The organism is Catellatospora coxensis (assembly GCF_016862635.1).
GTDB lineage: Bacteria > Actinomycetota > Actinomycetes > Mycobacteriales > Micromonosporaceae > Catellatospora > Catellatospora coxensis.
Map to the genome: position 1 here is coordinate 103634 of NZ_BONI01000015.1, position 21910 is coordinate 125543.

General features: G+C 71.9%; 18 protein-coding genes. 4 read left to right on the forward strand and 14 right to left on the reverse strand.

Translation table 11 applies throughout. The annotated features are described in order from the left end of the window. Positions 1–6: 6 nt before the first annotated feature. The 5 genes from Cco03nite_RS11185 to Cco03nite_RS11205 form a co-directional block, all read right to left on the reverse strand. Positions 7–1527, reverse strand: coding sequence for an acyl-CoA carboxylase subunit beta (locus Cco03nite_RS11185; RefSeq protein WP_203691972.1), 1521 nt, complete (start codon positions 1525–1527; stop codon positions 7–9). A gap of 221 nt (positions 1528–1748) precedes the next feature. Continuing rightward, positions 1749–2639, reverse strand: a complete 891-nt coding sequence (locus tag Cco03nite_RS11190; protein WP_203691974.1) for a chaplin family protein — start codon at positions 2637–2639, stop codon at positions 1749–1751. Positions 2640–3013: 374 nt separating this feature from the next. After that, positions 3014–3868, reverse strand: a complete 855-nt coding sequence (locus Cco03nite_RS11195; protein ID WP_203691976.1) for a hypothetical protein — start codon at positions 3866–3868, stop codon at positions 3014–3016. Beyond that, positions 3861–4352 carry a SigE family RNA polymerase sigma factor gene (locus tag Cco03nite_RS11200; RefSeq protein WP_203691978.1) on the reverse strand — a complete coding sequence of 164 codons (492 nt, stop codon included), beginning with the start codon at positions 4350–4352 and terminating at the stop codon, positions 3861–3863. The genes Cco03nite_RS11195 and Cco03nite_RS11200 overlap by 8 nt, the downstream gene beginning before the upstream one ends. A gap of 103 nt (positions 4353–4455) precedes the next feature. After that, positions 4456–5370: a hydroxymethylglutaryl-CoA lyase gene (locus tag Cco03nite_RS11205; protein WP_203691980.1), complete on the reverse strand. Its 915-nt coding sequence runs from the start codon at positions 5368–5370 to the stop codon at positions 4456–4458. A gap of 205 nt (positions 5371–5575) precedes the next feature. On the opposite strand from Cco03nite_RS11205, the gene Cco03nite_RS11210 reads away from it, so the two are divergent. Next, on the forward strand, positions 5576–8782 hold the full coding sequence (locus tag Cco03nite_RS11210) for a S8 family peptidase (RefSeq protein WP_203691982.1): 3207 nt from the start codon (positions 5576–5578) through the stop codon (positions 8780–8782). A gap of 55 nt (positions 8783–8837) precedes the next feature. On the opposite strand, the gene Cco03nite_RS11215 is transcribed toward Cco03nite_RS11210, so the two are convergent. The 5 genes from Cco03nite_RS11215 to Cco03nite_RS11235 form a co-directional block, all read right to left on the reverse strand. Beyond that, positions 8838–10175 (reverse strand): acetyl-CoA carboxylase biotin carboxylase subunit, encoded by a 1338-nt coding sequence (locus tag Cco03nite_RS11215; protein WP_203691984.1) that lies wholly within the window; start codon positions 10173–10175, stop codon positions 8838–8840. A 171-nt stretch (positions 10176–10346) separates the two neighbouring features. Continuing rightward, positions 10347–10958 (reverse strand): TetR/AcrR family transcriptional regulator, encoded by a 612-nt coding sequence (locus tag Cco03nite_RS11220; RefSeq protein ID WP_203691985.1) that lies wholly within the window; start codon positions 10956–10958, stop codon positions 10347–10349. Positions 10959–10993: 35 nt separating this feature from the next. Beyond that, on the reverse strand, positions 10994–13858 hold the full coding sequence (locus tag Cco03nite_RS11225; protein WP_203691987.1) for a hypothetical protein: 2865 nt from the start codon (positions 13856–13858) through the stop codon (positions 10994–10996). 293 nt (positions 13859–14151) lie between these two features. Then, entirely contained in the window at positions 14152–14922 is a 771-nt protein-coding gene (locus tag Cco03nite_RS11230; protein ID WP_203691989.1) for a hypothetical protein, read from the reverse strand. Position 14923: 1 nt separating this feature from the next. Next, on the reverse strand, positions 14924–15445 hold the full coding sequence (locus Cco03nite_RS11235) for a SigE family RNA polymerase sigma factor (protein WP_203691991.1): 522 nt from the start codon (positions 15443–15445) through the stop codon (positions 14924–14926). A gap of 176 nt (positions 15446–15621) precedes the next feature. Here Cco03nite_RS11235 and Cco03nite_RS11240 point away from each other — a divergent pair, with 176 nt between their 5' ends. Further along, on the forward strand, positions 15622–16404 hold the full coding sequence (locus Cco03nite_RS11240) for a maleylpyruvate isomerase family mycothiol-dependent enzyme (RefSeq protein WP_203691992.1): 783 nt from the start codon (positions 15622–15624) through the stop codon (positions 16402–16404). A gap of 22 nt (positions 16405–16426) precedes the next feature. Here Cco03nite_RS11240 and Cco03nite_RS11245 read toward each other — a convergent pair whose 3' ends face one another. Further along, the gene (locus tag Cco03nite_RS11245; RefSeq protein WP_203691994.1) at positions 16427–17197 is read right to left on the reverse strand and encodes an SGNH/GDSL hydrolase family protein; all 771 of its coding nucleotides are present in this window, start codon (positions 17195–17197) and stop codon (positions 16427–16429) included. 104 nt (positions 17198–17301) lie between these two features. Between Cco03nite_RS11245 and Cco03nite_RS11250 the strand changes: the two genes are divergently transcribed. Next, complete coding sequence (locus tag Cco03nite_RS11250; RefSeq protein ID WP_203691995.1) at positions 17302–17988, forward strand: DsbA family oxidoreductase; 687 nt, start codon at positions 17302–17304, stop codon at positions 17986–17988. Between the two features lie 84 nt (positions 17989–18072). On the opposite strand, the gene Cco03nite_RS11255 is transcribed toward Cco03nite_RS11250, so the two are convergent. From Cco03nite_RS11255 to Cco03nite_RS11265, 3 genes are all read right to left on the reverse strand, one after another. Further along, a complete protein-coding gene (locus Cco03nite_RS11255; protein WP_203691996.1) occupies positions 18073–18558 on the reverse strand; it encodes a hypothetical protein in 486 nt (161 codons plus the stop codon). A gap of 122 nt (positions 18559–18680) precedes the next feature. Beyond that, positions 18681–19826 (reverse strand): hypothetical protein, encoded by a 1146-nt coding sequence (locus Cco03nite_RS11260; protein WP_203691997.1) that lies wholly within the window; start codon positions 19824–19826, stop codon positions 18681–18683. Continuing rightward, on the reverse strand, positions 19823–20347 hold the full coding sequence (locus tag Cco03nite_RS11265) for a SigE family RNA polymerase sigma factor (protein WP_239167292.1): 525 nt from the start codon (positions 20345–20347) through the stop codon (positions 19823–19825). The genes Cco03nite_RS11260 and Cco03nite_RS11265 overlap by 4 nt, the downstream gene beginning before the upstream one ends. 178 nt (positions 20348–20525) lie before the next feature. On the opposite strand from Cco03nite_RS11265, the gene Cco03nite_RS11270 reads away from it, so the two are divergent. Beyond that, positions 20526–21812, forward strand: a complete 1287-nt coding sequence (locus Cco03nite_RS11270; protein ID WP_239167293.1) for an MFS transporter — start codon at positions 20526–20528, stop codon at positions 21810–21812. Positions 21813–21910 lie beyond the last annotated feature (98 nt).

The following is a 21910-nucleotide window of genomic DNA, read 5'->3' on the forward strand; positions in this document are numbered from 1 at the left end:
CCTCTCTCAAACGGGAGTCACGCCGTGTCGGCGGCGTGAGAAGTGACGGTCCTTGCCCTGTGCGGCGCGGTACCGCTGGATGAGCTCGTCGCGGAGCCGGTCGGGCTCCACGATCGTGTCGATGACCAGCTCGCTGGCGAGCCGGACGATGTCGATGTCGGTCTCGTACTCGGCCCGCTTGGCGGCGACGAACGCCTCCCGCTCGGCCTCGTCCTCGATCGCGGCGATCTTGTTGGCGTAGACGGCGTTCACCGCGGCCTCGGCGCCCATCACGGCGATCTTGGCGGTGGGCAGCGCGATGGTCGCCTCGGGCATGAACCCGGGCCCGGCCATCGCGTACAGGCCGGCGCCGTACGCCTTGCGCACCACGACGCAGATCTTCGGCACGGTCGCCTCGCTGATCGCGGAGACCATCTTCGCGCCGTGCCGGATGATGCCCTGCTTCTCGACCGCGCTGCCGACCATGAAGCCCGGCACGTCGCACAGGAACAGCAGCGGCACGTTGAACGCGTCGCACAGCTGCACGAAGCGGCTGGCCTTGTCGGCCGAGTCGACGAACAGCACCCCACCCTTGTGCAACGAGTTGTTGCCCACGATGCCCACGACCTGGCCGTCGAGCCGGCCGAAGCCGATCGTCAGCTCCTTGGCCCAGCGCGCCTGGATCTCGAAGTACTCCCCGCCGTCGAGCAGGCCCTTGACCAGCTTGCGCATGTCGAACGCGCGGCGCTCGCTCTCGGGCACGATCGCGGCCAGGTCGGTCTCCGGCGCGGGCATCGGCTCCAGCGCGGGCGGCTGCTCGGTCCAGTTGGCGGGCAGGAAGGACAGGTAGCGCCGGACCACGCCGAGCGCCTCATCCTCGTCCTTGCACAGGAAGTGGCCGACGCCGGACTGCTCGGTGTGCACCTTCGCGCCGCCCATCGCCTCCAGCGTGGTCTTCTCCCCGGTGACCATCTCGACCATGCGGTCCGAGCCCAGGTACATCGAGGCGTTGCCGTCGACCATGGCGACCACGTCGCAGAAGGCGGGGATGTACGCGCCGCCCGCGGCGCTCGGCCCGAACAGGGCGCACACCTGCGGGATGCTGCCCGAGGACTTCACCTGCTGGTAGAAGATGTTGCCCGCGCCCCGGCGGCCGGGGAACAGGTCGACCTGGTCGGTGATCCGCGCCCCGGCGGAGTCGACGAGGTAGACCATGGGCACGCCCTGGCCGTACGCCCGCTCGATGATCCTGATGATCTTCTCGACGGTGCGGGCGCCCCAGCTGCCGGCCTTGACCGTGGAGTCGTTGGCCATCAGGCACACCGGGCGGCCGTCGATGGTCGCCTGACCGGTGATCACGCCGTCGGCGGGCAGCCCGTGGGCCTGCGCGTTGGCGAAGATCCCGTCCTCGACGAACGAGCCCTTGTCGACCAGGCGCGCGATGCGCTCGCGCGCGAAGAGCTTGCCCTTGGCCTCGTTGGCGTGGTGGTACTTCGGCGCCCCACCGGCCCCGATGCGCTCTCTCAGCTCATCCAGCCCCTCGTGCATACCGACGCCTCTCCTCCCACAGCGCAACCTGAACGATAGTTAAGTTACCACCAGCTGAGACAACCCACCTCCCCCGACCGCCCCACCCCCCGCCGCAACTCTTAAGAAGTCGCGGCCTCAGGCACGTTCGAAAGCGGCAAGTCTTTAAGAGTTGCGGCAGGTGGGGGTACGCGAAAGGGCCGGCGCGCGTCCGCGCCGGCCCTTTCAGTGGGGAAGATGTGTCAGCAGAAGTTGGCGGTGGAGCCGCCGACGCTGGAGGCGTTGGCGTTGCCCAGGAGCGCGCCCACGGCCACGCCCGACACGTCGATCGGGGCCTGGACCGGCACGAACACCTGGTTGCCGCTCAGGATCCCCGAGTTGGCGAAGGTGTTCCAGTTCAGCTCGCAGGTGCTCGGCGCGGCGTGCTGCCACTTCTTGCGCTGGTTCAGCTGCTGCTTCATCTGCTGCTGCTGGGCGCCGATGCCGACGCTGGCGCTGGTGTTGCCGACCGCGCTGGTCAGGCCGCTGGTCAGCCCGTTGATCGGCAGCAGGCCGGTGATCATGTCCAGCGGGGAGTTCTCCGTCACGCCGCTCTCGATCGGAGCCGCCGTGGACACGAAGTCCTTCTTCTTGTTCTTGTGCTTGTGCCAGTTCGGCTCGCCGTAGGGCTGCGGGTACGGGTTCTCGTTGCCGTCTTCACCGGGCTCGCCGGGCAGATTGGCCGCCGACCCGCCGACGCACCACGCGTTGGCGTTGCCGAGCACCCCGACGCCCACGCCGCAGGCGTCGATCGGGACCTGGATCGGAGCCAGCACCTGGTTGCCGCTCAGGATCCCCGAGTTGCCGAGGCTGCTCCAGTCGGTGGCGAGCGCGTCCTCGCCGTAGTTGGCCTCGCTGCCGCCGGTGCAGCTGGCGTTGGCGTTGCCCAGGATGCCGATGGCGATCCCGCAGATGTTGATCGGGGCCTGCACCGGCAGCTTGATCTGGTTGCCGCTGCCGATACCGCTGTTGAAGGAAGAGTTCCAGTTGTCGGCCGCGTGCGCGCCCGTACCGCCGATGAGCAGCACGCCGGCGGACAGGACGCCGACCTTCACGGACGTCTTGGTCCACGTGCCCAGCGAAGTCGCAGTCATGTGAATCGCAGTGCCTTTCGATCTGGAATTGCCACGGGGAGATGCAGTGTCTTGCCATGTCACGGCCGCTTTGCGGAGCGTCCTGTGTGCACGATGAGCGCACCGGAGCGCGGTTGCCCCGGCTGTCGACGCGCGCCCGTAGTCACCTGATTCGGCTCGTACAAATAGGGCATTTATGACATCGCAGGGGTCAACGAGCTTGCCATTCCTCGGACACGGATGGCCGACCCGATCACCTAGGGCGGCAAATGCCATTCGTTGCACGAATTACGGCTTATGTCCGAATTGCTCCGCCTTCAAAACGCAGCAATGGTCAGATAGCCGACAGGGAGTGACCGACGGTCACTCCCTGTCATTGTTGGCGCGGCCCGATTTCAGCAGGCCGTGGTGGCCGCGCAGATACGTGCCACCGCCTTGTCCGCGAGGTCCTGGGCGAGCGCGACGTCCGCCGCACCGGGCGTGGCCGGGAACGTGAGAGAGAGCTCGGTGTACACCGCACCTACTCGTACCAGCACCAGCAGCGTGCGAGGGCTCATCCGGACCAGCAACGCCTCGTCGCCGGCGAATCCCGTTGCGATGATCTCGAACTCGACGTGGGTCTCCCGGTGGTCCAGGACCGCGCAGTGCTCGAATCCGGCCCGTTCGTGGGCGATCAGCTCCCCGGCCGAGCGGGCCGACCCGTAGCCGGTCACCTGCTGCACGACGTGCACCGCGTCCTGACCGGCCGCCAGCACCCGCTGCCGGGACGAATCCCGCGCCCCGGACAGCTGCGGCCGGACAGGCTTGCCGTCCCACTGGCCCTTCTCCTGGCACAACCCGGTGACGTACCGGTAGTTCTCGCCCAGGTACTCGCCCCCCTGCACCCGGTGCGCGGGGCTGACGTCGGCGGCCCGGAGCATGGCGTCCAGCGGGATCACCGTGTCGAAAGGCACCGCGGGGCTCGGCGAGGTCAGCCTCGGCCGGACCGAGGGCGACGGGCTCAGCTGCGGCACCACGGTGATCGACGGGCGGGCCGTCAGGGTGGGCGCGGGCTCCCCGGGCCGGCCGCCGAGCACGAACGCGGCACCGGCGACGACGGCGAGGGCCGCCACACCGGCGGCGGTCATGCCCACCGTACGCACGCGGCGTCGGCGCTCCCCCCGGCCGCGGATCTCTGCGGGTGAGGCCCAGGTCGTCGCCGGCATGTCTGCTCCGAACCCGTCGAGCTGCTGGGAGATGTCGTCACGCATAGCTGTTCCCCGTCTCGGTGCTGAGCAGGTGGGCGAGGGCCTGCCGGCCCCGGGAGAGACGCGCCTTGACCGTGCCCTCGGCGACCCCGGTCTCGGCCGCGATCTCGGCGACCGACCGGCCCGCGATGTGGTGCAGCACGATCGCGGTGCGCTGCGCCTCGGGGATGCCGCGCAGCGCGGCAACCAGCGCGACGGTGTTCTCGTCGGGCGGGGCCGCGCTCGGCTCGCCGCCGTGCCGGCGGTGCGCGGTGAACATGCTGCGGGCCCGCCGCCAGCGGCTCACCGCGATGCGGAAGGCCACGGTGCGCACCCACGCCTCGGGATCGTCGTACGCGGCGACCTTGCGCCAGTTCTGCCAGGCCCGCGCGTAGGCCTCCTGCACGACATCCTGTGCTTCCTGCACGTCACCGGTGACGGCGTACGCACAGCGCAGCATCCGCTGCCTGCTGCCCAGATAGAACTCGTCGAACACGGGTGGTGACATCCAGGGCTCCCCCGGTGGTGGGTGTCAGGTCACCCACAAGTCACGCGCGCACCCGGCGGCCGGTTGCGTACGAACTTCGGACCGCGCCGCGGCGCCGGACCGGTCAGCTCACGGTGCGGCTGCGCGGGCCGGCCCGCAGCACGCCGGACGGCAGCTCGCGGCCGACGATCTGCTCGGCGAGCCGGGCCGCGTCGATCAGCTTCTCCAGGTCGATCCCGGTGTCGATGCCCATGTCGTGCAGCATGTGCACGACCTCCTCGGTGGCCACGTTGCCCGACGCGCCCGGCGCGTACGGGCAGCCGCCCAGGCCGCCGACGCTGGCGTCGTACTCGGTGATGCCGAACTCCAGCGCGGTGAGGATGTTGGCGAGACCGGTGCCGCGGGTGTTGTGGAAGTGCAGCAGCATCGGCACGTCCGGGTGCCGCTCGCGGACGATCGACAGCAGCTCGCGGACCCGGCGCGGGGTGCCCATGCCGGTGGTGTCGCCGAAGGCCACCCGGTCCGCCCCGTCGGCGACGACGCGGTCGACGATGGCGGCCACCCGCTTCGGATCCACGTCCCCCTCGTACGGGCATCCGAAGCTCGTCGCGATGATCACCTCGGCGGTCGAGCCGCCCTCGTGCAGCGCCGGGATGAGCTGGGCGATCTCGTCCAGCGACTCCTCGGTGGCCCGGTTGATGTTGCGGCGGTTGTGCGTGTCGCTGGCCGAGACCACCACCTCGACCTCGGTGAAGCCGCCGGCCAGGGCCCGCTGGGCGCCGCGCAGGTTGGGCACCAGCGCGCTGTAGCGCACCTTCGGGTCGCGCGCGGCCGTGCTCCAGACCTCGTCGGCGTCGGCCATCTGCGGAATGGCCTTGGGGTGCACGTATGACACCGCCTCGATGCGGCCGACGCCGGTGGCGCTCAGCGCGTCGATCAGCCTGACCTTGTCGGCGGTGGGCACGGGGTCCTCGTTCTGCAGCCCGTCACGCGGGCCCACCTCACGAATCGACACCCGGTCCGGCAGCACAGCACCCATGCCGCCACCTTAACCCTCGTTAACCTCAGCTGCCCACCCCTCCCCTGGCCTGGCTGTTCGCCATACCTTCACAAGGATTTGAGGTATTCACTCATGTCTCTGCCCAACGCATCCCCCCTTCGACGCGTCTCTACGAACGACAGTCCAAGGCGGACTGATCGAACGGACGGGGAGGAACATGCGATCCAGCAGAGGAACGAGGGCAATGCTGGCCGGGGGGATCGTCGCCGCGCTACTGATGGCCGCGCCCGGCACCGCGGGCGCGGAACAGGCCGCCTCACCACTGGCCGCCAGACCCGCACCGGGCAACACGAAGACGCAGACCGTCGCGCTGATCACCGGCGACCGGGTATCGGTGCACGGTGACGGCCGGCTCAGCCTGACGCCGCGGGACGGGGTGACCTACCGCAGCTACCGGGTCAAGGACCACCAGTACGTCATCCCGTCCGACGCCGTCGCGCTGCTCGCGGCGAACCGCCTGGACAAGCGGCTGTTCGACATCACCGAGCTGCTCGCCGTCAAGGCCGCGCGCAAGGCCGCGCTGCCGCTCATCGTCTCCGGTGCGACCTACGCGCCGGGCCTGACCGCCGAGCGCCGGCTGCCCGCGGTGAAGGGCTTCGCCGCCGAGGTGCCGGAGGAGTCCCTGGCCGCGCAGTGGCAGGCGACCCGCAAGGCGAGCACCGGCAAGATCTGGCTCGACGCCGTACGCAAGCCGGCGCTGGACCAGAGCGTCCCGCTGATCGGCGCGCCCGCGGCCTGGTCCGCCGGGTTCGACGGCACGGGTGTGAAGGTCGCCGTGCTCGACACCGGCGTCGACATCTCCCACCCCGACCTGGCTGGCAAGATCAGCGCCCGGCAGAACTTCACCGAGGGTGAGGAGGACGACCTCGACCGGGTCGGTCACGGCACGCACGTCGCCTCGACCATCGCGGGCAGCGGGGCCGGCTCCGGCGGCAAGTACAAGGGTGTCGCGCCCGGTGCTTCGCTGCTCGACGGCAAGGTCTGCGTCGAGTACGGCTGTGCCGAGTCCTGGATCCTGGCCGGTATGCAGTGGGCCGCGGAGTCCGGGGCCGACGTGGCCAACATGAGCCTCGGCGGCACCAACACCCCGGAGGTCGACCCGCTGGAGCAGGCCGTCAACGACCTGACCGCGCAGTACGGCACGCTGTTCGTGATCGCGGCGGGCAACGCCGGGTCGGACGAGAGCGTCGGCTCGCCGGCGACCGCCGAGGCGGCGCTGGCCGTCGGGGCGTTCACCAAGACCGACGAGCTGGCCGTGTTCTCCAGCCGGGGCCCCAGCGCCGACGGCTGGGCGGTCAAGCCGGAGATCGCCGCGCCCGGTCAGGAGATCGTGGCCGCACGCAGCAAGGACGGCTTCCTCGGCGAGCCGGGTCAGCTGTACATGCCGCTGGACGGCACGTCGATGGCCACCCCGCACGTCGCGGGCGCGGCCGCGCTGCTGACCCAGGTGCACCCGGGGTGGACCGCGGCGCAGCGCAAGGCCGCGCTGATGGCCTCGGCGAAGCCGTCCGCCGACATCGGCGTGTTCGCGCAGGGCGCGGGCCGCGTCGACGTGGCTCGGGCGATCACCCAGCAGGTGACGACCAGCCCCACGGCGGTCACGTTCGGCCTGCAGGAGTGGCCGCACGAGGACGACGAGGTGCGCACCAGCACCGTCACGTACCACAACGGCGGCAGTGCCGCGGTGACCCTGCAGCTCGCCCTCACCGGCGCGCCCGCCGGGATCTTCGCGCTGGGCGCCGACTCCGTCACGGTGCCGGCCGGGGGCGACGCCTCGGTGACCATCACGGCCGACACCCGCCAGGGTGGCGACCTCACCGGCGGTGTCGGCGGCCGCATCACCGCGACCGCGGACGGCGTCTCCGTGCAGACCCCGTTCGGCATCGTCCGGGAGGAGCTCAAGCACGCGGTCAAGGTCACCGCGACCGAGCGGGACGGCGACCCGGCCGAGAACGCGCTGACCGTGCTGTTCGACCTCGAGAACTTCCGGGACTACGTGGTGTCCGGGGCGAGCGGCGAGCTGCGCCTGCCGCCGGGCAAGTACTTCGCGTTCAGCTGGGTCGACGAGGTCGACGGCGACGACTACTCCACCACGCAGCTGGTGTACCCGCTCTACACCGTCGGCGGCGCGCAGACGCTGGCGATGGACGCGCGGGGCGCCGGCAACTTCGACGTCACCGTGCCCGACCCGAAGGCCGACGTGCTGCTGGCGGCGCTCGACGTCAGCATGAGCTACCAGGACGCCGGCATCAGCGTCGGCGTGCTGGCCGAGAAGTTCGGCAACATGTACGCCAAGCAGCTCGGCCCGAAGAAGGTGCCCGGCCTCACCTCGGCGCTCACCGGCACGCTGGCCGAGCTCGGCGAGGAGGGTGACCCGGCGCTGTCGCCGTACTCCTACAACCTCGGCTGGCACAAGGCCGACGGCATGATGGCCGGGCTGACCAAGCACCTGCGCTGGGCCGACCTCGCCAAGGTCGAGTCCGGGCACGGGCTGCTCGACAAGGGCACCAACGGCGTGAAGCTCAACTTCATCGCGCCGCCCGGCGGTGGCGGCGGCTGGGCGACCGGCTGGCCGACCCCGCTGCCCTACCAGCGGACCGACTACTACACCACCAGCACGCCGTGGTCGGTCGAGTTCATGGTGGAGAAGCCGGCCGAGGGCGAGGACTGGCCGGAGACGGTGTCCGACAACGCGGCCGTGGTGACCTACCGGGCCGGCAAGACCTACCGGGAGCAGTGGAACAAGGGTGTGTTCGGGCCCAGCGTGGCACCGCTCTTCCCGGGTGACCAGGCGGCCGTGCGCGAGGGCGACCTCATGTTCGTCGGTCCCGCGCTGCTCGGCGACGGGCAGGGCCGGGCCGGCTTCGGGCAGATCACCGGCGGCCGGGGCGCGCTCTACCGCAACGGCGAGCTGATCGCCGAGGCGGCGGACGGGCCGTACGTGTTCGTCGAGGAGGTGGACCCGGCCAAGGCCTCGTTCCGCTTCGACGGCAGCCTGGAGCGCGACTCCCGGCTCACCACGAAGATGTCGGTGAGCTGGACGTTCCGTTCGGGCCACGCGGACAAACCGGCCTCGCTGCCGCTGACCGCGGTCAGTTTCGCGCCGAAGCTGGACGCGAACAACGTCGGCAAGGCCGGCGGCCTGGGCGTCTACCCGGCGACCTTCACCCAGACCGAGGGCTCCGGCCGCGTGGTCAAGCTGGTGGTGAAGGCGTCGTACGACGACGGCAAGACCTGGGTCAAGGTGCCGGTGCTGTGCGTCGGCGGCGAATGGGTGGTCATGGTGGCGCACCCGAAGGCGGGCGGCTTCGTGTCGCTGCAGGCTTCGGGCGCGGACTCGAAGGGCAACACCTTCGACCAGACCGTGATCCGGGCGTACGAGATCCGCTGATCAGGTGACGAAGGGGCCTGGCGACCACGGTCGCCGGGCCCCTTCCCATGTCCGGTCAGCGCATCCGCGAGACCAGGCCGGTGTCGTAGTCGCCCGAGACGAACTCGGCGTTGTCCATCAGCTCGGCGAAGAACGGCAGGTTGTTCTTCGGCCCGATCAGCTCGAACGCGGCGACCGCCGCCTTGGCCCGGACGATGGCCTCGGCCCGGTCGGCCCCGTACACGATGACCTTGGCCATCAGCGAGTCGTAGCTCGGGGTGACGACGTTGCCCTCGGCGTAGCCGGAGTCCACCCGCACGCCGTCGCCGGTCGGCTCGATCCAGGTCTTGATCGCACCGGGGCCGGGCAGGAAGCGCTTCGGGTCCTCGGCGTTGATCCGCAGCTCGATGGCGTGGCCCTGGGACGCCAGCGTGGACGGCTCGAACTGCACCGGCAGGCCGGCAGCGACGCGCAGCTGCGCCTCGACCAGGTCGAGGCCGAAGACCAGCTCGGTGACCGGGTGCTCGACCTGCAGCCGGGTGTTCATCTCCAGGAAGAAGAAGTCGCCGGTGGCCGGGTCGAACAGGCACTCGACGGTGCCGGCGTTGCGGTAGCCGACAGCCTCGCCCGCGCGGACCGCGGCGGCCAGCAGCTTCTCGCGCTGCGCGGGGGTGAGCGCCGGGGACGGCGACTCCTCGACCAGCTTCTGGTTGCGCCGCTGCACCGAGCACTCCCGCTCACCGAGGGCGAGCACGGTGCCGTCGGCCAGGCCGAGGATCTGCACCTCGACGTGGCGTACCCGGGGAAAGTAGCGCTCCAGCAGCACGGAGCCGTCGCCGAACATGCGCTCGGCGAAGCCACGCACCTGCTCGTACTGCGCGGTCAGCTGGGCGGCGTCGTTCGCGACGGCCATGCCCATGCCGCCGCCGCCGGCCGCGGCCTTGACCATGACCGGGTAGCCGATCTCCTCGGCGGCGGCCAGCGCGGCCTCGACGGTCGCGGCCGGGTCGGCGGTGCCCGGGGCGACCGGCACTCCGGCGGCGGCCATCAGGTTACGTGCGTTGATCTTGTCGCCCATCGCGGTGATCGCGTCGGGACCGGGCCCCACCCAGATCAGGCCGCTGTCCACGACGGTACGGGCGAAGTCGGCGTTCTCGGAGAGGAAGCCGTAGCCGGGGTGGATCGCCTGCGCCCCGGTCTGCTTCGCGGCGGCGAGGATCGCCTCGGCATTGCGGTAGGACTCGGCCGGGTTGGCCGGTCCGACGCACACCGCCTCGTCGGCCTCGCGCACGAACGGCAGCTCGGCGTCGGCCTCGGAGTACACCGCGATGGTCCGGATCCCCAGGCCCCTGGCGGTGCGGATGATGCGCCGGGCGATCTCCCCCCGGTTCGCGACCAGCAACGACTCGATCATGCCCGCGTCCCTCCTACGCTCCAGACAACCACACCGAGCCTAAACGCACGTTAAGTTCCACGCACCCACTGGGGCCGCCGCACCGCGCAGACCAGCGGTTTCGGGGAAACTGCGGTTTCCGGGCACGCCGAAGGCGCAGTTTCCCGGAAACTGCGGAACGGGCGGGGCGGGTCAGCCCAGGAGGGCGGCCAGGGCGGCGGCGCGGAGGAGGGTGGCGCGGCGCTGGCGTTCGACCTCGCCGCCGAGGAAGGGGGTGGAGTTCATGAGGCCGAAGGCGGCGTGGGCGAGCACGCGGGCCTCGCCGCCGGTGACGTCGCTGCGCACCGAGGTCAGCACCTGGACCCACTCCTCGACGTACTGGCGCTGCAGGCGGCGGATCTCCCGGCGGGGCTCCTCGGGCAGGCGGTCCAGCTCGTGCAGGTGCAGGGCGATCACGGCGGGGTTGGCCAGCGCGAACTCGACGTGGAAGTCGACCAGGGCCTCGACCGCGGCGCGCGGGTCGCCGGGGTGCGCGGAGACCTGACCGCGGCCGCCCGCCAAAAGGCCCTCGCTCACCGGCATCAGCGCGGCGACGAGCATCGCCTCCTTGCCGGCGAAGTGGTGGTAGAGGGCGGGCCCGGTGACACCGGCCGCGGTGCCGATGTCGTCCATGGACACGCCGTGATAGCCGCGCGCCGCGAACAGTCCGACGGCGATCTCGAGGATCTCCTCACGTCGCGACCTGCGCGCCGGCTTCGCTGGGGGGGTGTCTACCTGCTGCTCCACTGCCGTCACCCGAGACATGCTACTCGCCGGTCAAGCCGCAGCTTAACGTCCGTTTAGTCCAGTTCAAACCCATATTCCCCGGCCAGCTGGCGGGCTTCCTCGCCCCGGCCGCACTGCATCAGCGCGTGGGCGAGCGCGTACGCCGCCCGCGGCAGCGTCGCCGAGTCCCGGGGCAGGCCGTTGAGCACCTCCCGCAGCAGCCGCTCGGCCTCCTCGGCCCGGCCCAGCGTCAGCAGCACCTCGCCCATGGTCAGGTCGGCCAGGAACGCCTCCCCGAACGCCTCCAGCCCCCGGAACCGCTCGGCCGCGCCGCGCACCCGGGCCAGCGCCGCCTCCGGATGACCCGCGCCGACCATGGCGCGCGCCCCGTCCAGGGCGAGCCAGGCCAGCTCGTACTGCGCCTCCGGCTCCTTGGCCAGCCCCGGCGGCAGCTCCGCCGCCGCGGCGTCGGCCAGCTCCACCGCCTGGCGGGCCCGCTCCGGGTCGTCGGCGTACATCGCGGCCACGGCCTGCCGGCGCCGGGCGCGCATCTCGTCGAGCGGCAGCCGCGCCATCCGGTACGCGGCGGCGGCCGAGCCGAGCCTGGTCGCCGCGAGCGCGTCACGATCGAGGTCGAACAGCAGCTCACCGGCCTGTTCCAGGACCCGCGCCCGCCCCGCGGCGTTGTCGAACCCGTCCAGGTTCGCCGCGAGCTGATCGAGGTAGGACAGCGCCTGGTCGGTCTCCCCCAGCCGCTGGTAGATCGCGGCCAGCAGGTGGCGTACCTGGTCGGCGAGGTTCTGGTTGCCGGCCCGGTCCGCGCCGTGCACCGCCTCCTCGGCGACCTCGGCGGCCTCCTCCACCCGGCCGGTGTTGAACAGCGCCACGGACAGGTGGAAGCGGGCGTGCTCGGCGTCGTCGCCCTGCTCCTCCCCCGCCTCGGGCTCGCCGGCGATCCGGGCGACCATGGCGACCAGGTCGTCGACCGCCTCCCGGGCCCGCGGCGTGCCCGCCAGCAGGACGGCCCGCCGCTCGCGGACCTCGCGCTCCAGCGGCTCGGGCAGCGCCCGGGCCAGCGCCCGGTCGAACGCCGCCGCCGCGCCCGCGTTGTCGTCGAGCATGCTCAGGCCCTGGCCGAGGAAGAACTCGCCCAGCCCGATCAGCTCGTCCTGATCCTCGGCGACGGCCTGCTCGATCAGATCCCGGGCCGCGGCCACGGACTCCTGCACCCGACCGTCCGCGCCCAGCGCCTGCGCCCGCAGCAGCATGACCTGCAGCCGCACCCGCGCACCCGGGTCGGGCTCGCCGACCCCGGCGATCCGGTCCAGCTCGCGCAGCGCCTCGCCCGGCTGCTGGGCGTGCAGCAGCGCGACCGCGAGCCGGCGCAGCGCCCCGGCCTGGTCCTTCGGCCCGCCGTGCGCCAGCAGGTAGTCCGAGGAGGCACGGACCTGCGCCAGGCCCTCCTCCGGCTGGCCGTGCCGGCTGCGGTGCAGCCCCAGCCGGCCCCGGATCCGCTGGCAGCGCACCTCGTCCCCGGCCGCGGTGTACCGCTCCAGCGCCTCGGTCCAGGCGTGCTCGGTCTGCTCGGCCGTCTCGCCGTGCAGCCGCATGCCGCGCAGGTCGGCGAGCCGCCCCTGCTGCAGCGCGGTCAGCCCGGCCGCGCCGGTGAACGGCTCGATGAGCTGCCACAGCGCCTCCGAGCGGGGCTCGTCGTCACACCGCAGCGCCTCCTCGATCAGGTCGAGCAGCAGGTCCAGGCCGGCGTCCGCGGGCACGTCCGGCAGACCCGCCACCACCGGCGGGGCCGCGGCCGCGGGCGTACGCCGCACCGCCGCGCCCACCCGCGCGGTCAGGCTCAACGGCAGCCGCTCCGCCGGCGGCTCGGCCGCCAGCAGCGCCGCCACCCGGGCGCTCTGCGCGAGCGTGCCGTTGCGGGCGTCGAAGCTCTTCGCCAGCGCGCCGGCCCGCTCCGCGAGGTGCTCGGCCAGCTCCGCGATGCTCTGCTCCGTGCCGTACACCGGCTGCGCCCCCTGCCCGGTGGCGGCCAGCAGCCGCAGCACCAGCGCGGCCGCGGCGGCGAACTCCAGCTCGACCATCGGCGAGGACGCCTCGGCCAGCCAGGGCAGATGCCGCTCGACCAGTTCCAGCCCGCGTACGGCGTTGCCGCTCACCCCGAGGAAGTACACGTGCTCGGCGATCGTGCCGAGTTTGCCGTGGTCACCTCGGATGGTGCGGTAGGCCTGGTGGTGCGCCTTGCGCGCCTCGTCGAACCGGCCCGTACGCAGGTACGGCAGCAGCAGCGCGGTGAGGATCTCCTGCGGCTGCTCGGCGCAGGTCAGCCGTCCCGCCAGCACCGGCGCGGTGAGCTCGATGGCCTCCGCGTCACGGCCGCGCTCCGTCAGGTGCCGCACCTGGTCGGTCGGGTCGCACCCGACGCAGTCCGAGTTGCCGTCGCGCGGGGCCGCCACCCACCGCTCGTAGTGCAGGTCGGCGGCAGCGCGGTCACCCAGGTGGAAGGCCAGCAGCCAGCGGTGCTTGTGCACGGCCTGCAGGCTGTGCCCGCCCTCCTCGAAGCGGCGCTGCATGTCGTCGAGCACCGCGTACGTCCGGGCGAGCGGCACGTCCGGGAAGCGGGTCGCCGCGTTGATCACGTACTTGTAGTGCCAGAGCAGCAGGTATTCCTGGTCCCCGTACCGTTCCGGATAGGAGTCGAAGCGGGCCAGGCACCAGGAGAACGTCACGAACCCCTCGGCCGGCCGGCCGGCGCGCTGATACGCCTCCGTGGCCGCCATCCGGGCGTGGAACCGCAGCGGCTCGTCACCGAGCGCGTCCGCCTGGGCGATCGCCTCCTCGGCCAGCGCCACCTGACCCGCACCTCGGGGGGCGTCCCAGCACTGCTCGATCAGCGCGCGGATCCGGTCGGGGTTGGGGTTGCTCATGGAGCGCGGTTCTCCTCGTCGGTGCTCACGCCCGGCTCCGTGGGTCCGGCTCAGGTAGAGACGCGGTGGGCGGGGCCAAAGGGTGGCGGCGAACCGCGACCACTTGTGTACACGACGGCTCGGCCCGCCCGGCGGTGATCCGCCGGCCCGGCAGGTCGATCACGTCTGGTGAACCGCCCTGAAACGAGTGCTCCACGTCGGACACCGTACCTGGACGCGGCGGTGCGCGCGCGACACGGCCGAACGGGCGACGCCCCAGGGGGAGCCGCCCGCCGGCCTTCAGCGGGTCCCGGTCACTCGTAGCAGTCCTGATTCCGCAACTGCAGGCTGATCTGGATCACCGATGTGTGGCCCATCTCGATCCGGTATCTGGCCGCGGGGTTGCCAGGCACGTCCACGTACCCGCGCCCGATCGGGCGATCCGGTTCGACGACGGATTCCCAGCTCGGGTAGATGGCGATCAGCTCGTCATAGGTCATGCCGAGACGCAGCCCCTCCGGGGTCTCGACGCCCGGCATGGCGTAGATCGCCGCGAGGCCGAGCCGCTTGGAGAAGAACAGCTTCCCGTCCACGTCGTACTCATCCTCGGGTGCCGGGGTCCCCGTGAGGACGGCGCTGCTGTCGCACGTCATGCTGTCGTCGATCTTCCCGTTCGCGTCCACCAGGCCCGTTGCGAGGGCCTCGGCCGGGTTCTGCCCGAGCCGGAGATCGCCGTAGCCCAGCGGCCCGAGCACCAGTTTCGCGGGACTGTGCGCGATGGACGGGGTCACCGCGGGCGAAGGCGTCGCGGAGGGGGAAGGTGCGCCGCTGGGCGACACCGCGACCTGCGTCGACGTCGCGGGGTCCGGCGGTCCCTGGCTGCCGCGGTCCAGGGAGGCGTATGCCAGCGCCGGCGCGGCCAGCAGCAGCACCCCGAGCACGCTCAGTGCGGCTGTGGTGCGGGCCCGGCGGCGCTTGACGGTGTGCCTCACGGCGCCCGTGCCGGTGGCGCGTACCGACGGTGCCGCGGCCGCGGCGAAACCCGCGAAGGCGTCCGTGATCAGGTCGTCGTCGAAGTCGGTCATCTCAGTTCTCCTTCTTGAGCTGGGCGGCGAGCGCGGCGCGGCCGCGGCTGAGCCAGGATTTGACGGTGCCCTCGGCGACACCCTCCTGCGCGGCGATCTCCGCGACCGGCAGCTGCGCCATGTAGTGCAGGACCACCGCCCGCCGCTGCTGGGCCGGGATCTTCGCGAGCGCCCGGGTGAGCGCGACCCGGTCCGGATCGGGCCCCGCGGTGTGCTCCTCGCGCTGGCGGCGCAGGAAGTTCAGCGCCGTACGCCGGCGGCGGAAGTTGCTCGTCGCCAGGTTCCAGGCGACCCGGCGCACCCAGGCCACCGGCTCGTCGTACCTGCTGATCCGGCTCCAGCGGGCGTAGGCCCGGCACAGCGCCTCCTGTACCAGGTCCTGCGCCTCGCCGAGATCACCGAGGTAGGCGTACAGCTGCAGGCTGAGCGGCGTGAAACTCGCCGCGTAGAACTCGTCGAAGTCGCGTGCCACGGCGGATGCCGCCGAGTCGGCGACCCAGACCTCCCCGTGTTGCGTGGCCATGGTGGTCACACGGTCCTTCCTCCCCGATGTCACCGGTCGGATCCGGTGGACGGCACCAACACGCGCGATCCTCGGCACCGGTTGCACCCCGATTCCGCCGGCGCGCCGTCGGGACCGATGCTGCGCGTCGCGCTGGGAGGCTTGCGCCGCGGGAGCGGACGCGCGAAGCTGCGGCCATGTCCGCACACGACCGCGCCGCCGCGGCCTGCCGCCACAGCCTGCACGCCCTGGCCAAGATCGGTGACCAGCTCACCGACGAGCAGTGGGCCGCCCCGACCGACTGCCCCGGCTGGTCCGTGGCCGATGTGTACGCCCACGTGGTGAGCCTGGAGCAGTGGATGGCCGACGGCGGCGCCGCCCCGGCGGGCCCGCCGCAGCAGCTGATCGACTCCGGGGTCGAGCAGTGGCGCGGCGCGGCCCGCGGCGAGGTGCTCGCGGCCCTGCACGAGCTGCTGCCGGTGCGCGAGCGCCAGCTCACCGATGAGCTGCGGGCGGCGGACGCGCCCGGCTGGTGGGGGTGGGCGAACACGGCCGTGCCGTTCGCGGTGCAGCTGTCGGCGCGCGCGTTCGACCTGTGGGTGCACGAGCAGGACGTGCGCCGGGCCGTACGCCGTCCCGGCAACCTCGGCTCCCCCGGTGCTCAGAACGCCCGGGACCTGGTCCTGCAGGCGCTGCCCCGGATCGTGGCCAAGAAGGCGGGCGCGGCTGCCGGCTCGGCGGTGCGCTTCACCACGCTGGGCGAGCTGCCGCAGGACTTCGCCGTGTACGTCGACGAGCAGGGCCGCGCCTCGGTGGTGCCGAGCGACACCCACCGGTCCACCGCCCACGCCACGCTGAGCTGGGAGGCGTACACCCTGCTCGCCACCGGCCGCAGCACCCGCGACCGGCAGCAGGTCTGGCTCACCGGCGACGTCGCCCTGGCCGAGAGTGTCCTCGACCACCTGAACATCGCCCCGTGACCCGGCCCCGACCCGGTTCGGGTCAGGCGGCCGGGTCGATCGGGCCGAGCTCGGGGCGTTTGGCGGTGACGGTGTCGCCGGAGGAGCGGCCGGTGAGGCGGCGCTTGATCCAGGGCGCGAGGTAGCGGCCGGCCCAGGCCAGGTCGTCGGCGCGGGCGGCCGGCCAGGACTTCACGGCCGGCCGGGACGGCACGTCCCACCAGGTCGGGTCGGTCGGCACACCGAGCGCCGCGAGCACGTGGGCGGCAGTGCGCCGGTGCCCGGCCGCCGACAGGTGCAGCCGGTCGATGCTCCACAGCGCCGGGTTGGCGTACTCGTGGTCGTTCCACAGGTCGACCAGGCGCGCGCCGTTGCGGTCGGCGACCTCGCCGACGGCCTGGTTGAGGTACCGGATGCGCGGCGCGACCAGGTTGTTGCCGGGCAGCCGCGACATCACGTCGGCGAACCGGAACAGCAGCACGTCCGCGCCGGTGCCGCGGAGCCGGGCCACGGTCGCGTCGAACCGCGCCATCAGGGTCGGCGGGTCGCACTTGCGGCGCAGCACGTCGTTCGCGCCCGCCGCGAAGCTGATCAGGTCGGGCTTCATGGCCAGCGCCGGTTCGAGCTGCTCGCCGACGATGCCGTCGAACAGCCGCCCGCGGATGGCGAGGTTGGCGTAACCGAACCCGGGGGTCACCTGGCCGAGCCGCCCGGCGACCAGATCGGCCCAGCCCCGGAACACCCCGTCGGCGTACGGGTCGTCCATGCCCTCGGTGAAGCTGTCCCCCAGCGCCACATACCTGCTCCAACTCACCGCGACATCTTGCCATCGCGGGCCCTACCGGCGGGTAGTGCCCTTGCGCACACCCGCGCGCGGTGTGGGGAACAGAACCCCTCGCCGCCGTGTTCCATGGGGACGTGCAGATCGAGATCTACTCCGACGTCGTATGCCCCTGGTGCTGGATCGGCGAGCAGCGCCTGCTGAAGGCGCTCGACGGTTTCGACGAACCGGTGACCCTGACCTGGCGCGCCTTCCAGCTCGACCCGTCGGCCGAGCCTGGGCCGCTGGTGGAGTGGCTGGGCCGCCGCTACGGCGGCGAGGCCAACGTGCGGCGGATGTTCACCCAGGTCACCGAGGTCGGCAAGGGTGAGGGCCTCACCATGAACTTCGACCGCGCGATCAACGCGAACACCTTCGACGCGCACCGGCTGATCTGGTGGGCCGGGCAGCACGGCGAGCAGCGCCCGATGGTCGAGGCGCTGCACCGGGCCCACTTCACCGACGGCCTCGACGTCGGCGACCGCGCCGTGCTGGCGGCGGTCGCGGCCGGACTCGGCCACGACGAGCAGGAGATGCGCACACTGCTCGACTCGACCAAGGGCGTGGCCGAGGTGCAGGAGGAGCTGGCCATGGGCCGCGAACTCGACGTCACCGGCGTGCCCATGTTCGTCTTCGCCGGCAAGTACGGCATCAGCGGCGCGCAGGACCCGTCCACGCTGCGCGAGGTGCTCGACGAGGTGAGCCGCCGCGAGAGCAAATCGCCGCTCACGGTCCTGCCCACACCGCGCGGCGCGGTGTGCGACGACGACTCCTGCACGATCTGACCCGCGACAGGAGCCAAAAAGGGCCCTCGATGCCGAGGGCCCTTTTTGGTCTGTTTTGTCGATGTTTCACGTGAAACAAGATCGTCAGTTGCCGATTCGGAAGAGCGCCTTGTCGTCCTCTTTCGCCCGCGCCTTCGCCTGCCGTCGCCGCAGGGCGCGGACGACCACGAAGACCCAGCCGATCGCCGCCGCGATGCCCGCCAGCGTGAAACCCGTGATCAGCAGGTACGTGGAGCCGCCCGTGGTGGCGAAGACGCCCTTGCGGGCACCGGTGTCGACCGCGTCGACGGTCTTGCCGACCCGCATCGAGTCCGGCTCGTCGTACAGGATGACGTCCTTGCGGGTGCTGCCGTCAGCGGTCTCCCATTCGCCGTAGAAGGAGCAGCTGTACTTGCCGCAGTCCTCGCTCATCGCGGTGAACAGGCCGGGAGTGCCGCCACCGGAGTGCGCCTGCCAGGCCGGCACCAGATCTTGGGTGCCGTACAGCAAGCCGATCCCCGCGATGACCGGCAGGCCGATCCACACGAAGAACTTCGCCCGCCAGTTCTCGATCCGTCCCAGGATGCCCATGGCCGCGGAGCCTAGCGGGAGCCCGCCGAGGCCAGACACTGGCCGAACATGCAGAAAGGCGGTGCGGGACCGCAGCCCCGCACCGCTTCACCTCTCCATGGCCGACAGCCGTTCGGCGGGGTTCAGCCGAAAGCCGCCTGAACCAGCATCCGGTTCCCGAGCTGGGCCTTGTCCACCGTGAACTGGGCGACCACCCGGAGGTCCGCGTCCAGGCGGTAAACCTTGCGCGGATCGCCGGACACGCCCACGACCAGCGAACCGTCGGGCAGGAACCACACCGACGAGGCCTCGCCGACCGGGAACGTGACAGGGCGGCCCGAGGTCATGTCGATGACGTCGGCGACGTGCAGCCGCCGGCTCGGGTCACCGGCATCCGTGCTCACCGCCGCGTACCGGCCGTCGTGGGACACCCCCAGCACCACCGCGTCCAAGCCGTGCTCGGTCTCGTACGGCACCGACCGAGGCGCGGTGCCGTCCGCCTTCGTGACGGTCAGCCGTCCCTCGCCGATCGTGCCGCGGAACGGCCCGGTGGCCAGCGCCCGCGCCTCCTTCCAGGCGTCGCGCTCCATCGCGCTGAACTTCCCGCTGCTCGCGTCGACCACGCCGACCGTGCCGGCGTTGTCCATCTTGCCGACGTACAGCCGGGTGGAGTCGGGGCTCCACACCACGTTGCCGGTGCCGAGGCACAGCACCCGGCTGCCCCGCTTCTGCGCCGTGCCGCCACGGACGTCGGCGATCATCAGGTCGCCGCTGGCGCCGCTCGGATCGTCGGCGCTGACAACCCAGGCGACCTGGCGGCCGTCGGGTGAAACGGTGACCGTCTGCCACGGGCAGGCGTCGTCGGCCGGGTGGGTGATCGTCCGCAGCTTCTCCGTACGGGTGACCGGCTCGCAGGTCCCCGGCTCGGGTGTGCCGCAGGGGTAGCTCTCGTGCAGCACGTGGAGCTCGAGCTTCGTCGTGCCGGCCTCCCGCATGAAGTAGTAGTCGCCGGTGACCGCCGGTCGTGCCGAGGCCGACGGCGAGGGCGGCGACGCGGACACGGAGGGCGTCGTGGCGGTATCGGGGTCGGCGCCGCCCCCGCCGGTCATCGCGACGGCGGTGACGCCGGCGCTGCCCAGCAGGACCAGCGACAGCGCGGAGGTCAGCACGGTGCGCCGCACACCGATCCGGTGCGAGGTACGCAGCGCCCGGTCGCGCAGGTCCACCGGGTTCACGTCGTCGGCGAGGTCCGCCAGGCCGGACCGCAGGTTGTCCATCGGGGCGTTCATCGGGCGACTCCGTTCGCGGCGTGCAGGTCGGACAGTTCAGGGGCGATCACACGCAGCCGGGCGAGCGCCTTGGCGGTCTGGGACTTCACCGTGCCGACCGAGACGCCGAGCACCTCGGCGGCCTCGGCCTCGGTGCGGTCCTCGAAGAAGCGGAGCACCAGCACCGCCCGCTGCTTGTCGGACAGCTTCAGCAGCGCTGCCCGCAGGCTGAGCTTCAGTGCCGACGCGCTGGAATGGTCCCCGCCGCGCCCGCGTTCGGGCAGCTCACCGGGCAGCACCTCGGCGACCTTGCCGCGACGCCACCAGGCGACCTGGAGGTGATACATGACCTTGCGGGTGTACGCCTCGGCGTTGCCGCTGTCGTGCAGCCGCCGCCAGGAGCGGTGCGTACGGGCGAGCGCGGACTGGACCAGGTCTTCGGCCAGATGCTGGTCCCCGGTGAGCAGGTAGGCGGCGCGCAGCAGCGCCGGTGAGCGGTGTCGGACGAAGCTGTCGAACTCCGCTGATGGCGAGTCGACCACGTTTGCCCCCGTTGGCTGAGGAGTGGCGGCAGGCGAGGTGTTCCTGCCGTAGTGACGACCTGCAAGATGCGTGCTCCGCGGGGAAGGTTGCCGCCGTCGGCTGAATATTGTTCGCGGGCCGGTTGTGTCGGTCACCAGCCCTGGCCCACAGATCGTTTGCTCGGCTAAGGTTCTGCGCGTGAGCGAGGTAGCCGAGAAGCAGGCCGAACCAGGGACGGCCGTTCCCGCGCGGCGTCGCCGGTTCTTCATGGACACCCGGCCGCTGCGGCACCGGCCGTACCGCCGGCTCTGGACCTCGACCATCGTGACCGCCCTCGGCAGTCAGCTGACCGCGGTCGCGGTGCCCAAGCAGATCTACGACATGACCGGCTCCTCGGTCTGGGTCGGCATCGCCAGCATCTCGGGACTCGCGCCGCTGATCGTCTTCGCGCTGTGGGGCGGCGCGATCGCGGACACCGTCGACCGCCGCCGGATGCTGCTGTTCACCAACTCGGGCATCGCCCTGCTGTGCGTGGTCTTCTGGCTGCAGGCGGCGCTGGACGTGAACTCCATCCCGCTGCTGCTGGTGCTGGTCGCCGTGCAGCAGGCGCTGTTCGGCATGAACATGCCGGCCCGCACCGCCTCGGTCGCCCGGCTGGTGCCCGCCGCGGAACTGCCCGCGGCCGGGGCACTCAACTCGACCGTCATGCAGGGCGGCCAGATCGCCGGCCCGATGCTGGCCGGCGCGCTGATCCCGCTGCTCGGCCTGCCCCTGCTGTACCTGTTCGACGCCATCGCGCTGTGCGCCGCGCTGTACGCCGTCTGGCGGCTGCCGTCGCTGCCCCCGCTGTCAGGCGTCGCCCGCCGGGCCGGGCTGGCCGACATCCTGGACGGCTTCCGCTACCTGGCGACCCACCGGCTGCTCATGGTCTCCATGGCCGCGGACGTCATCGCCATGGTCTTCGGCATGCCCCGCGCCCTGTTCCCGCAGCTCGCCGACACCGCGTTCCCGGGAGTGAACGAGAACTTCGCGCTGGGCATGCTGTACGCCGCGATCCCGATCGGTGCCCTGCTCGGCGGCCTGCTCTCCGGCACCTTCTCGCACATCCGCCGGCACGGCCTGATGCTGGTCATCGCGGTCTGCGCCTGGGGCGCGGCGATCGCGGGCTTCGGGATGAGCAGCTCGCTGTGGCTGGCCGTGGTGTTCCTGGGCGTCGCCGGCGTCGCCGACATGGTCTCCATGGTGTTCCGCGGGGCGATCCTGCAGGCCGCGGCGACCGACGAGATGCGCGGCCGGATGCAGGGCGTGCACACCGTCGTGGTGGCGGGTGGGCCGCGCCTGGCCGACCTGCTGCACGGCGTCGCGGTGCCGGTGGCCGGCGCGAGCGCGGCGGTGGCGGGCGGCGGGGTACTCGTGATAGTCGCGATGACGGTGCTCGCCCTGGCCGTGCCCGCCTTCCTCAGGTACCGCGGCCCGGCCCGCTGACGAGCGGGGCTGAACACCCATTAAGGTGGTCCGACCGGAGCACGGCTGGTCCGGGCGCGGCCGCTCGCCGCGCCGGGGGCGGCGGGTTCCGCCCACCC